Source organism: Lysinibacillus louembei, assembly GCF_033880585.1.
Classification (GTDB): Bacteria; Bacillota; Bacilli; order Bacillales_A; family Planococcaceae; genus Metasolibacillus; species Metasolibacillus louembei.
The window spans coordinates 355,242-369,994 of the sequence record NZ_CP137624.1 but is presented as its reverse complement, the minus strand read 5'-3'; the positions used below and the strand labels follow the sequence as shown (position 1 = coordinate 369,994).

4 protein-coding genes are annotated in these 14,753 nt (G+C 38.3%); all 4 read left to right on the top strand.

Translation table 11 applies throughout. From position 1 onward, the window contains the following. Nucleotides 1–296: 296 nt before the first annotated feature. A complete protein-coding gene (locus R6U77_RS01815; protein ID WP_319837197.1) occupies nucleotides 297–4,649 on the top strand; it encodes a S8 family serine peptidase in 4,353 nt (1,450 codons plus the stop codon). A gap of 251 nt (nucleotides 4,650–4,900) precedes the next feature. After that, nucleotides 4,901–8,653 carry an S-layer homology domain-containing protein gene (locus tag R6U77_RS01810; RefSeq protein ID WP_319837196.1) on the top strand — a complete coding sequence of 1,251 codons (3,753 nt, stop codon included), beginning with the start codon at nucleotides 4,901–4,903 and terminating at the stop codon, nucleotides 8,651–8,653. Nucleotides 8,654–8,895: 242 nt separating this feature from the next. Continuing rightward, a complete protein-coding gene (locus R6U77_RS01805; protein WP_319837195.1) occupies nucleotides 8,896–13,203 on the top strand; it encodes a S8 family serine peptidase in 4,308 nt (1,435 codons plus the stop codon). A 264-nt stretch (nucleotides 13,204–13,467) separates the two neighbouring features. Next, entirely contained in the window at nucleotides 13,468–14,406 is a 939-nt protein-coding gene (locus tag R6U77_RS01800) for a nuclease-related domain-containing protein (RefSeq protein WP_319837194.1), read from the top strand. Nucleotides 14,407–14,753: the final 347 nt, after the last annotated feature.

The following is a 14,753-nucleotide window of genomic DNA, read 5'->3' as shown; positions in this document are numbered from 1 at the left end:
TTCTTTGTGAGAATAATAGCAAAGAAAGGCTGTTATTTTTTAGATAATCAAAAGGTGATTTTAGTCCTTTAGAACTATCATATAACAAATAAGAATAGTTTGAATTAATTAAAAAATCTATTTTATCAGAAATCTAGTTGACGTTTATTTCGTAGAATTGTATCTTTATGAATATATTGTAAAAGTATTTTGTCAATTTAAGACGAAATATAAACTACTAGGTTCCTTTTTACTAAGAGGAACCTAGTAGTTTGCAATATGGGGATGATAGTAACTTATTAAGGGGAGGAATAGTTTTGAGAAACAAGGGGAGTAATCGATTTTTTGCTATTTTTATAGCATTCATTATGATTCTCAGCATGCTTTCGCCAATGCAGGCATCGGCGAACAGTGATTTTAGCAAGCTAAAATCACCATTTGATGCAGCTACACTACAAGCGAAATCAGCGATTGCTGAGCAATTGGAAGTATTAAATGGTGCAGCTAGACTACATCCAGACTTACAAGGAGTGTCTGGTAATCAAAGTGTAAAGGTTATTGTACATTTATCAGAAAAACCTGTAGCACTTGAAAAAGGAATTAAAGAATTAGCTGGGAAATCTTTTACAGCTAATGAGGCGAAAAAAGTAGAACAACGTGTTATTTCACAGCAAGAGCAAGTTGCTGAAGAAATGATTGAAGAAAATATTTCATTTGAGCAAGGCTATACATACAATACTGTATTAAATGGCTTTGCGGCAGAAGTAAAGGCTGATGATTTAGAGAAGCTACTAGAGATTGATGGCATTACATTAATCGAACCTGATGCTGAAATGTACGCGTTCGAAGAAGATATGATAGCATCTAAACTTCAACCAGATGAGCAACAGTTTGACGCATATATGAATACAAGCAATTCATTTTTAGGTATTGAAAAGCTTTGGAATAAAGGATTTGAAGGGCAAGGAATTAAAGTTGCGGTATTAGATACAGGGATTGATAAAACTCACCCAGATTTAAATGTTGTAGGTGAAAGAAACTTTGTTACACATGATCCAAAACTTTATAATTTCCAACGCGCTGAGAATGATGCAACGGAAACAAAGCCTTTAGAGAAGCCAGCGAACCAACCGCTTGTAAATGCTAAGGGAAGTGAATACTCGACTTCTCATGGTACCCATGTCGCTGGGACAATTGCAGCACTTGGAAATAATCCATATGGTATTAAAGGAATTGCGCCAAAAGTGGACTTATACTCTTATCGTGTATTGGGAGCATATGGAAGTGGTTCAACAACTGATATTATTAAAGCAATTGAATATGCTGTGGAGCAACAGATGGATGTTATTAACCTTTCATTAGGTGGTGGCTCTAACTCTGAAAATGATGCAAGCTCATTTGCAATTAATAACGCAGCATTAGCCGGTGTTATCCCAGTTGTTGCAACAGGGAACTCGGGTCCAAATCGTGGAACAATGGGTACACCTTCAACAGCGCCATTAGGTATTGCTGTAGGTAACTCAACAAATCCAGAAGCAGCATATTATTCAACAGTGTCTGTAAAAGCAGGTGACTTTGAATGGTCTGATCAATTAAATTTAATGGCAACAACATTTGGTAAAAATTTATCAACACAACTAGCAGGGGAATTTGAATTAGTTGCAGTACCAGGGCTAGGGAAAGCAGAGGATTATACAGCAGATGTTGATGTAGATGGTAAAATTGCGCTTATCTCACGTGGGGATATTGCATTTGTAGATAAGATGGCATATGCGAAACAGAATGGTGCAGTCGGTGCTATTATCCACAATTTTGTAGGAGGAACAAATGCACCAGGACCTTCAGGAACATTTTTAGGAGATTCTTTTGATTTTATTCCAACATACGATATGTCTGTTACAGATGGACTAGCTATTCGTGAGGCATTAGTTACAACTGATGGAACAGTAAGCTTTGATATTCATGGTTCAATGACATCTATTGGAGACGAAATGAACGAATCAAGCTCACGTGGTCCGTCTGTACCAAACTATGATATTAAGCCTGATATAGTAGCACCTGGTACAAATATTATGTCAACAATTCCAACATATAAAACGAGTGTTGAACAAAGAGTACCAGTTGAAACTAGCAAGGCATATGATCGTAAAACAGGAACATCAATGGCGACACCTCATGTTGCTGGAATTGCAGCATTAATTAAACAAGCTAATCCAAATTGGACGCCATTTGATGTGAAAGTTGCATTAGCTAATACAGCAACAGTTTTAAATACAGATAACTATGATGTATATGATCAAGGTGCTGGACGTGTTAATGCATATGAGGCAGCATTCCCAAGCTTACTTGCGTATGTACAAGATACGGCGAAACGTGATGCTAGTGGCGCAATCGTAGCACATGAAAAAGGCTCAGTAACATTCGGTCCACAGCCAATTAAAGACCAAAATATTGAAGTAACAAAAGAAATTGTTGTGAAAGATATAAACGGTATAGGCGGTAGTTACTTAGTAACTGTTGATACATTGAAAAGTCTTGGTGATGCTCAAGTAACTGTTGATAAAACATCATTTACTTTAAATGGAGAAGAGCGCATAACTGTTAAACTTACTGCTTCTCAAAATGTAGCTGCTAAGTTCGGTGATGAGTTATTTGGTTATATTCATATTACGCCAACTACAATTGGCCCAGATGGAGTATCATTAACGGTTGATCAAACTTCTCTAAACATGACAGCAGGTAGCTCTGTTCAATTAAATGTTGTAGAGAAAACAACTGTACCAGCTGGAACATATTCAGTTATCTCATTACCATTCTCAGCTGATTTAGGTGGCGTTGCACCAGTGGCACTTGAATACCTATTACTAGCTGATACAGCAGGAGAAGTACTTATTGAAGATTTATCCTTGGCAGAAGGCATTAAAAATAATGACCCATATGCTGGATTATTCTTTAAGTTAACTGGAGATGTCCAAAATAGTATTATTGAGCTATGGGATTTAAGTAATCCAGATGGTGGTCTGTATGAAGATGGCTACATTGGTTACTTAGATGGAGGTGCCATTCCAGCAGGCGCATGGAGATTACCAATTACAGGTGGCTACTATCCACATGGAGCAACTGGGGAAGAACGTATCCCCGATGGCGTTTATACAATTGATTTCACTGGATTAGCAGAAACAGGAGAAGTCTTTAAGGATGTAGGTCCAATATTTATTAAATCAACGCCAACAGAATTCGATGTAAATGTGACAGCGCATGAATTAAATATTGGTAGTGTTTCTAGCTTTGTAACTAGTGGTGATACAGGCACTATCGTTACAGGCGATAGCGCAAGTCTTACAGTGGAAGGGACAGTAGTTGACGATTATATTGAGCAAATTGCTACAGCTAATTCCTTCGGTTTAGATATTAAATTAGAGGATAAACTAATAGCGTTCTATGCAGTATTACGCAACGATGATATTGTTGCTCTTGACCTTATCGAATTAAATGAGGATGGTACTTTCAATTTTGATATAGCAGAGTTCAATCCATCAACAGATGTTTTGGTTTTGGGAGCAGAAGATGCTGCTGGAAATTATAATGAGTATGATATTGATGTGGAGTTTAATAATGTGAAGAATGTGAGGGACCTACTTCAATCCTCATTACGCCCAAATCTTACTTCAATAATGAAGAACAATGTAGTGAAAACAAGTATTATAGAAAAAGCATCATTTGATGCACCAACTAATACTAATCATTCATATGTACAATATAAATCAAATAATGCATCATCATCAGATGGTCCAGCTCGCCCAACAACATTTGTATCAGATAAAGTTGTAGATGTAACTCAAAAAGCAACATATACAGTTGCAAATAACAATGTTGTTGAGATATCAAAAGGTTTAGTAAAAGCTAAAGCGTCAGGCACAACAACAATTACAGTTAAGTACGGGGTAAATACAGTTGAAATTCCTGTAACAGTACGTGCTAACAATTCTGGCGGTGGATCAGGTGGCGCTGGCGGCGGAGGTGGAGCAACAGCACCTGAGGCTCAACCAGCAGAAAAGCCAGAAGCTGAAAAGCCTGAGGAAGAAACAACGAAGCCAGAAGAGCAGGAGAAACCAGCACCATTCGTGCCAACAGACTTACCAGCTAATCACTGGGCAGCAAGCTATATTGGCAAAATGATTGAAAAAGGTCTATTAAAAGGAAATGAAAAAGGTGAAGTAAAGCCAAATGCCAATGTAACACGTGCACAGTTTGCATCCATTTTAGCGCGAGCACTAGGTCTAACGGCGAATAGCAATGCACCATTTAGCGATGTAAGCAAATACGCATCAGAAACACAAGCTGAAATTGCAGCTATTTTCGAAGCGGGTATTGCGAAAGGAACTGATGGTAAGTATATGCCATCTAACGAAATTTCACGTGCACAGCTTGCATTAATGCTATACCGTGCATATGAAGTTGCGACAGGTGAAAAATATGCACCAAAAGGTGACGCAACGTTTAAGGATTTAGGCAACTATAATGCAGAAACGCGAGCAGCAATTGCGATGGTTCAAGAGTTAGGTATTGCAGCAGGAGACAATGGCAAATTTAACCCAACAAACCCAGCAACTCGCGCACATGCATCAAAAATGGTGATTAACTTCTTAGAGGTTATTGAAAATCGTTAATTGTTACTGAAATAAATAAGGCGCACAGAATTAAGTATTTTTCACTTATGTCTGTGCGTTTTAATTTTCTTTAAAAATAGGTAATAGAAAATCTTTTGAAGTCTCATGATTAATTTTGCCTTTAAACAAAATTTACAAAAACTTATATCTTAATAGATAGCAAATTTGCTACAATGAAGGAAGTATGACATCCTTCCTTTTTATTAATAAAAAGGGGAATACTATTCGGGAGAAAAAGGAGAACAAAGGGAATGAAAAGAGGAAAACTACGCAAGTCATTTAGTATGTTAGCAGCCTCAGCACTTGTAATTAGTGCAGTAGCACCAGCAATGCCGGTAAATGTGAAAGCGGATACACAGCAGGCGTTGACAGTTACAGAGGTACTTGCTAACTATGATTCGACGAAGAAAATTAGTAATACAACTGTCCGTGGCTATATTGTAGGTTATGTTAATTCGGAAACGGACGTTATTACAACAGGTCCAAATGTAAAAGATACAAATGTTGCGATTGCAGCAGATCCAAATGAAACAGATACCCAAAAAATGCTGTATATTCAATTAGCGACAGGTGATCGCCCAACATTTAGTATATTACAAAATCCGTCAGCATTAGGTAAGGAAATTGTACTAACAGGTAGCTTAGAGAAGTATTTTGGTTCACATGCAGGCATAAAATCATTAACTGCTATCGCATTCACTGGTGCCACAGTTACACCACCAGATACACCAACAATTGTCCCAATTAATAATGCACTTACATCACCAGATGGAGCAACAGTAACGGTTCAAGGTAGAGTAACAGCAAAATTAAAAAATACAATCGTTATGCAAGATGTGACAGCGGGCATTTCTGTTCGACCTACTTCACTTAATGTGCAAGAGGGTGAATTGGTCACAATCACAGGGAAATTAAATACTTATCTAGGATTACGTCAATTAGATTCAGCCTCAGTAGTTTCTAAAGATACAGCGCAAATTAACTTGTCACCTAAAGTGATTGCAGCTAATGAAGTAGGTGAAGATTATGAGTCGCAACTAGTTGAAGTACAAAACATCAAGTTGAGTGGTGGCGCAAATGGTAACTACACCGCAACAGATGGCAGTAATACTTTTATTGTGCGTGATGAAAATAATTCATTAAGTTTATTAGAGAATGTTAATTATGCATCAATTGTAGGAATCGTTCAGCAATATAATAATGACTATCAAATTATCCCTCGTTCTGTTGCGGATGTTACAGTAGATCCTACAGTTTTATTACCACCAGTAGCAACTCCAGCAGGTGGGACATTTATTGGAGGAACAACAGTTAAGTTAACAGCAACAACTGCAAATGCAGAAATTTTATATACATTGGATGATGTAGATCCTAAAATAGGTGGCGCAACGTATGCAAGTCCAATTAATATTACAGAAGATACAACATTAAAAGCTGTTGTAAAGCGAGGCGATATATCATCACCTGAGTACAGCGATGTTATTACAATAGATTACAAAATCGTTGAGGCTTTACGCATTCACGATATTCAAGGTGCAGCTCACACAACTAAGTTTAATAATCAGATGGTAGAAGGTGTAAAAGGCATTATAACATCAAGTTATGAAGTTTCAGGAGCGAAGTATTATACAATCCAAACACCAGATGCAGAAATCGATAATAATCCATATACATCTGAAGGTATTGTTCTATATGCTGGTAAAACAAATTGGCCAATTGAAGTAGGGGATTTAGTTTCTGTAACAGGGAAAGTATCTGAATATGCAATTGAAGGCTATACAGAGCGTCAAACAACAGACTTATTAACAACGCAAATTAGTGTGCGCGATGATCAAGGTGGTAAGGTTACTGTAGTAGAAAAAAATGTACCATTACCAACACCAATTATCATCGATGAAAATAATCTACCAACAGGTGCTATTGATAGCGATAACTTAGCAGTATTCAATCCAGAAACGGATGCAATTGATTTCTGGGAAAGCTTAGAAGGCATGCGTGTACAAGTATCAAACGTGAAAGCTGTTGGACCACAGGCGAATGGTGACTTGACAACCGTATTTGAAAGCAAAGCGACGAATACAAAAAATGGTGGTGTGCTTTTACAAAAAGATAATAAAAATCCAGACATTATTCAATTTCGCTTAGAGCCAAATGGTGATGCACGCAAGTTTGAGGTAGCAACAGGCGATAAATTTGTAGGAGATATTGTAGGGGTTGTGGGTTATTCTTATCAAAACTATAAAATTTATGCACCGCTTGATGATATGAAAGCTGCTTTTATGAAAGGTTCAGTGGAGCTTGAGAAAACGCATATTGTCAAAGATCCAACTAAATTAACAGTTGGCTCATACAATCTTGAAAACTTCTCAAATAATAAGAGTAAAACATCTGATGACAAAGCACAAAAATTAGCACGTGCCTTCGTGAAGGATTTAAACAGCCCTGATATTGTAGGGGTAACAGAAGTACAAGATAATGATGGCGATACAGATAAAGGCAACGCAGCAGCAAATGAAAGCTATGAGCGTTTAATTAATGAAATTGTAAAAGCTGGTGGCGTAGAGTATAAATATGCCAATATCGACCCTATCAACAACACTGATGGTGGTGCACCAGGAGCAAATATTCGCGTTGGTGTGCTTTATAATCCAGAGCGTGTACAGCTATCAGACATTGCGGCTGGCGATGCAACAACAGCAGTTGGCTATGAAAATGGCAATTTAACTGTTAACCCAGGACGTATTGATCCACAAAACGATGCTTTCAAAAGCAGCCGTAAACCGTTAGCAGCACAATTTAATTTTAATGGTGAGCAAGTTATTATTATTGTCAACCACTGGAATTCAAAAAATGGTGACGACGCACTATATGGCTCTAAACAGCCGGTAGTGAACAAAAGTGAAGTACAGCGTAAAAATATTGCAACAATTGTAGAGGGCTTTATCAATGATGTGAAAACGAAAAACCCGAAAGCGAATATTGTGGCAGTAGGAGATTTTAATGATTTCCAATTCGCAGATTCTGTGAAAATTTTAGAAAATCGTCATATGACAAATATGATTAACCATTTACCAGAGGAAGATCGTTATTCTTATGTGTTCCAAGGTAATTCACAGGTGCTTGACCATATTTTAGTATCAAATAATTTAGCGAAAGCTACAGAAATTGATGCGATTCATATTAATGCAGATTTCACAGATATGGCAGGTCGTGCGAGTGACCATGATCCAATTTTAGCGCAAATCGATGTGAAGGCTGCTAATACAGAGCCAAAGCCAGATGGAGGTAACAATCCAGGCAACGGAGGTAGTAACCCAGGTAATGGTGGTGGCAATAACTCTGGTGGCGGTAATGCAGGCGGTGGAACGACAGCACCTGAAACAAAGCCTGAAGAAAAACCAGAAACAGAGAAGCCTGAAACTCCACAGCCTGAGGAGCAAGAAAAACCAGCACCATTTACGCCAACAGACGTACCAGCTAATCATTGGGCAGCAGGCTATATTGAAAAAATGATTGAAAAAGGCTTGCTAAAAGGAAATGAAAAAGGTGAAGTGAAGCCAGATGCTAATGTAACACGTGCCCAGCTTGCATCCATTTTGGCAAGAGCATTAAGCTTAAAGGCAGATGGTCAAGCACCATTTAGTGATGTAAGTAAATATGCGCCAGCAACACAGGCTGAAATTGCAGCAATCTTTGAGGCAGGTATTGCAAAAGGTGTAGACGGTCAATTTAACCCATCAGGTGAAACAACACGTGCCCAATTTGCATTGATGCTATATCGTGCATATGAGCATGTAACAGGTGAAAAATATACACCAAAAGGTGATGCAACATTCAGCGATTTAGGTCAATATAATGAAGAAACACGTGCAGCGATTGCAATGATTCAAGAATTAGGTATTGCGACAGGTGATAATGGTAAATTTAAACCAACAGCACCAGCAACGCGTGCACATACAGCAAAAATGGTGATTAACTTCTTAGAGGTTATTGAAAGCCGTTAATAATAGATAAAGCGTATGAAATCAAGAATTTAAGCTTGATTCCATACGTTTTTCTTTTTCTACTATATTTTAAACTTGTTTGCAATATTATTTACATAGAATGATATTTTCACGCATATATTGTTAAAGTATCCTATCGAAGTAGACAAGCGTTTCTCTGGGATAGGGTGAGAGCTAATAAATATTAGTTCGCTTTATGTAGTATGAGGTGCCTATTAAATTATTTGAGGGAGGAATTGTTTTTGAAAAACAAAGGGATTACTAGACTTTTTGCTATTTTTGTAGCATTGATGATGATCCTCAGCATGCTTTCGCCATTGCAAGTATCGGCGGATAGCGAATTTAGTTTATCAAAACCAGCAAATGATGAAGCCACGCTATTAACAAAAGCAGCAATAGTCGAACAACTAAACATAGCTAATGGACCAGCAGTGCTGCATCCAGCTTTACAGGATGTATCTGGTAGCAGCCCAGTTGCCGTTATCGTACATCTATCTGAGAAGCCTGTTGCACTAGAAAAAGGGATTAGAGATTTAGAAGGAAAAAGCTTTAGCGCAACAGACGCAAAAATAATTAAACAGGCTGTACAAGCACAGCAAGCAGAAGTGCTAAAAGAAATGACAGGAGAACAAATCTCCTTTAAGCAAGGCTATACATTTAATACTGTATTAAATGGCTTTGCAGCACAAATCAAAGCGGATGATTTAGAAAAATTGCTAGAAATCGAAGGCGTTACACTTATTGAGCCGGATGCTGAAGTATATGCGAATGAAGAAGTTTCAGCTACGAATCAAGTGGATGCATATATGAACACAAGTAATTCGTTTTTAGGTATTGAACAGCTATGGGCAAAGGGCTTAGAAGGTCAAGGCATTAAAATGGCTGTTTTAGATACAGGGATTGATACAACACATCCCGAGTTTGCAGGCATTTATAAAGGCGGGAAAAACTTTATTGTACACGATTCAAACATGTACAAATCACCGCGTGCAGATAATGATGCAACGGAAACAAAACCAGCAGAGCGTCCTTCCAATCAGCCACTTATCAATGCACGTGGTAGCTCTTACGCTACTTCGCACGGCACACATGTAGCAGGTACGATTGCTGCAATCGGGGCAAATCCATATGGTATTAAAGGGATTGCGCCAAAAGTAGATTTATATGCTTACCGTGTATTGGGGGCATATGGAAGCGGTGCGACATCGGGTATTATCGCAGCAATTGAATACGCTGTTGAGCAAGAAATAGATGTTATTAACTTATCTTTAGGTGGTGGCTCAAATTCTGAAAATGATGCGAGCTCATTTGCGATTAACAATGCAGCATTGGCAGGGGTTATTCCAGTAATTGCTACAGGAAATTCGGGTCCAAACCGTGGAACATTGGGTACACCTTCAACAGCGCCATTAGGTATTGCGGTTGGGAACTCAACGAACCCTGAAACAGCTTATCATGCAGTTGCTACGATATCAGCTGGTAATTTTGAATGGTCGCAGCAATTGAATTTAATGGCGACAACGTTTGGTGGGAATTTAACACAGCAATTAAGTGGTGAGTTTGAATTAGTTGCTGTACCAGGAATAGGAGCGGCAACGGATTATACAAACATTAATGTGAATGGCAAAATCGCACTTATTTCGCGTGGTGATATCGCCTTTGTAGAAAAAATCGAGCATGCGAAAAATGCAGGTGCAGTCGGTGCTATTATTCACAACTTCTCAGGAGGTACAAATGCACCAGGTCCATCTGAAACGTTTTTAGGCGATTCCTTTGATTTTATTCCGACATTTGATATGTCTGTAACGGATGGACAAGCTATTCGCAATGCACTAGCTACATCTGTTGGCACAATTAGCTTTAATGAATATGGACAAATGACATCAATTGGCGATGAGATTAACGATTCAAGCTCTCGTGGTCCATCGACACCAAACTTTGATATTAAGCCGGATGTCGTAGCACCAGGAACAAACATTATGTCAACAGTGCCTACTTATGAAACTGGCACTACTGAAGGAAATGCGATTGATCCAACAAAGGCATATGATCGTAAAACAGGTACGTCAATGGCAACACCACATATTGCAGGAATTGCGGCATTAATTAAACAAGCAAATCCAAGCTGGACGCCATTTGATGTGAAGGTTGCATTAGCGAATACAGCCGATGTTTTAAATACAGCGAAGTACGATGTATTTGATCAAGGTGCTGGACGTGTCAATGCGTATGAGGCAGCATTCCCAAGTGCGCTTGCCTATGTACAGGATTCGGCAAAGCGTGATGCAAGTGGTGAAATTGTTGAGCATGAAAAAGGTGCTGTGACATTTGGTCCACAACCAATTAAAGCGCAAAATATTCAAGTAACAAAAGAAATTGTTGTGAAAAATATCAATGGTACAGGTAGTAACTATACGGTAGCTGTTGATATGTTAAAAAACTTTGGCGATGCACAAGTAACAGTTGATAAATCATCATTTACTTTAAATGGTGAGGAGCACTTAACTGTGACATTAACAGCATCGCAAAATACAGCAGCAAAATTAGGCGATGAAATTTTCGGCTATATTCATCTTATACCGACGCAATCTGTAACGACAGAAACGGCGTTATCAGTGAATCCAGCTGAATTAAATATGAAGGTAGGCGAATCGGTTCAACTAAATGCCGTTGAAACAACAACGACAACACCTGACAAGCATACGATGATTTCATTGCCTTTTGCAGCAGATTTTGGTGGGGAAGCACCAACTTCAATTGAAAATATGGCAATTTCTGCGACAGACTTATCATTTAATGATGATGGTATTAAAGATAGTGCCGAGTTAACATTTACATTAACAGGCGATGTAGGGATGAATTATATTGAGCTATGGGATTTAGCAGATCCTGAAGGTGGCGAATTTGGTGATGGCTATATTGGCTATTTACATGCAGGCACAACTTTAGGTGCTGGCTCATGGCGTTTAGCTGTGAATGGAAGATATACGCCTTGGAGCGGTGGTGGGATGGTACCGATTCCTGATGGTGTTTATACAATTGATTTTACAGCTGAAACAAAGACAGGTGTTATTTCTGATTATGTTGGTCCTGTATTTATGAAATCAACAAAAGCATCATTACAAGATGTAAGTATTACCTCTACTTCAGTAACGTCGGGTGATACGGTGACAATTACATCTGGGGATACTGCAAATATTGCCGTAGAAGGTAAAGTAGTAGACAAATATATTGACTACAAAGCGCTATTAGCATCTTACGGTTTAAATTATGATGTCAACAGCAAATTAACTACATTGTATGCGGTAACACGTAACGGAGAAATTATTGAAGATGACCTTGTTACTTTACAGCAGGATGGTACATTTACATTTAATGTAGAAGCGGCGTTAAATGAAGCTACAGATTCTGTTACGATGGTTATTTTAGATGCTGCTGGCAATTTAAGTGAGCAGACGGTTTATGGCGAACCAATTTCAATCATCACATCACAAAGTGTAATCGATAAGTTGGCAACAAAAGAATTGGCAAGCGAATGGGATATTTCGAGCGAGGTAGATTTAACGGAAACGGCTCCAAATAAATTATCCTTTATTGCTCCGGTGACGCTTGATAATCCGTATGGATCAAACCATGTGTCAGCCATGACTGATGGTCCAACACGTCCAACAACGTTTACATCAAATACAGTTGCTGATGTAACGAAGCAGGCGACATATACAGTTGCAGATGAGGGAATTGTTGAGATAACAGAAGGCTTAGTGACAGCGAAGGCTGCGGGTACAACGGCGATTACTGTGAACTATGGAAATAACAATGTCGTTATTCCAGTAACGGTAACTTCAGAGTCTAAACCAAATCCGAACCCAGGTAATCCAAATCCAGGTGGTGGTGGAGGCTCTGGTGGAGGCGGTGGCACAACAACACCTGAGACAAAGCCAGAAGCAAAGCCTGAGCCTGAAAAACCAGAAACAACAGAGCCGGAAGAACCACAAACACCATTCATGCCAATCGACCTGCCAGCGGATCATTGGGCAACAAGCTATATCCACAAAATGATTGCAAAAGGTTTGTTGAAAGGCAATGAAAAAGGTGAAGTGAAGCCAGATGCGAATGTTACACGCGCACAATTTGCTTCCATTTTAACACGAGCGCTTGGCTTAACAGCAGGTGGTAAAGCACCATTTAGCGATATCGGTAAATATGCACCAGCAACACAAGCTGAAATTGCTGCGATCTTCGAGGCAGGTATTGCAAAAGGTGTTGATGGTAAATATAATCCATCTGGCGAAGTAACACGTGCACAGCTAGCATTAATGCTATACCGTGCATATGAGTATGCAACAGGAGAAAAATATGTAGCAAAAGGTAAGCCATCATTTACTGATTTAGGTAAGTATAATGCAGAAACCGTGTCGGCGATTGCGATGCTTGAGGAGTTAAGCATTGCAACAGGAGACAACGGCAAATTTAAACCATCTGCCCCTGCGACACGCGCACATACGGCAAAAATGGTTATTAATTTCTTGGAAGTGATTGAGGCTCAATAGGTTAAGAGAACTGCCTATAGACAAAGTCGATTTTTCGACTTTGTCTATTATTTTTTAAGTAACAGCTATAAGTATCATTTTTTTAGATTTTCTGAACTAAAGGGTTCAAAAAAATATTAGAACATAGAAAACTAAAATTAAATGCCGACATATAATAACTTGTTGTTACGAGATTAGTTTGCTGGCAATCTAGAGTGAGTGAATTTTTTATTTACTGTTTATTATAGGTGAAGTAGAATATTTTTAAAAAGAAGGAGGGATTAAATGGTTATTTTACCACGTGAAAGACCTATAAAGGAATATTTATTACAAGCGGCTATTCGCCGAGGATTTCCTGAAATGAAAGATGAATTGGTAAGGATACAACAAGGGTTGGCAGGAGAACAATATGTAGATCGTAGCTGGCAAGACATGCAGTTAGATGAGGAATTTTATTTACTCCACGACTTTAGTACAGATACACATCAAATAGATACGTTGTTTGTTTGCGAAAAATTTATTCTTATAGTAGAAATAAAAAACATTGCAGGACGCATTGATTTTGATGAGAGATGTCACCAGTTCACTCGAACTCTTGAAAATGGAAATGTTCAAGGCTTCAGAAATCCACTCGACCAAGTACGTCGTCATCAACGTTTTCTACGGCAACTATTCCCCGATTTACCTGTCATTTATGTAATAGTGCTAGCACATCCCAAAACAATTATTGGTCAAATACCTCAAAATGAGCCGATTATCCATTGTAGTGGTTTAGAGTTTTATATTCGCAAGCTTCTTACAATGCATAAGGCACGATTATCAACAGAGCAACTTCAACGACTTCAAAATGAATTACTTCAAATGCATACAATTTCTAACCCTAAATTAAATATTGATAAAGACAAAGTTCGTACAGGTGTGCTTTGCAAACAATGTGATTATACTACACAAATGCTATTTCAGTATGGTCGATTCATATGTCCTAAATGCCAAATAAAAGATGATGGCACAATGCTACAGCGAGCAATCGAAGACTATAGTCTGTTAATTAATGAATGGATTACAAATATACAATTTCGTAAGTTTATGAGGGTGAACTCCATCTATGCAGCAAATCGCCTATTAAAAAAATTAAACCTTTCACACAAGGGAGATAAAAAAGGCAGAAAATATTTTATTTCTTTTAAAAGAAACTCGCAAATAAATCCGAGAAATCACAAATAAATTAGAGAACCCGCAAATAAATCCGAGAAGTCACAAATAAAATGGGAAACTCGCAAATAAATCTGAGAAGTCACAAATAAAATGGGAAACTCGCAAATAAATCTGAGAAGTCGCAAATAAAATGGGAAACTCGCAAATAAATCTGAGAAGTCGCAATTAAAATGGGAAACTCGCAAATAAATCCGAGAAGTCACAAATAAAATGGGAAACTCGCAAATAAATCCGAGAAGTCACAAATAAAATGGGAAACTCGCAAATAAATCTGAGAAGCCGCAAATAAAACGGAAAACTCGCAAATAAATCCGAGAAGCCGCAAATAAAATGGGAAACTCGCAAATAAATCCGAG

Excerpts from the sequence above, each read along its gene's own strand:
- R6U77_RS01810 (WP_319837196.1), top strand. The coding sequence starts at position 4,901 with ATGAAAAGAGGAAAACTACGCAAGTCATTTAGTATGTTAGCAGCCTCA.
- R6U77_RS01800 (WP_319837194.1), top strand. The coding sequence starts at position 13,468 with ATGGTTATTTTACCACGTGAAAGACCTATAAAGGAATATTTATTACAA.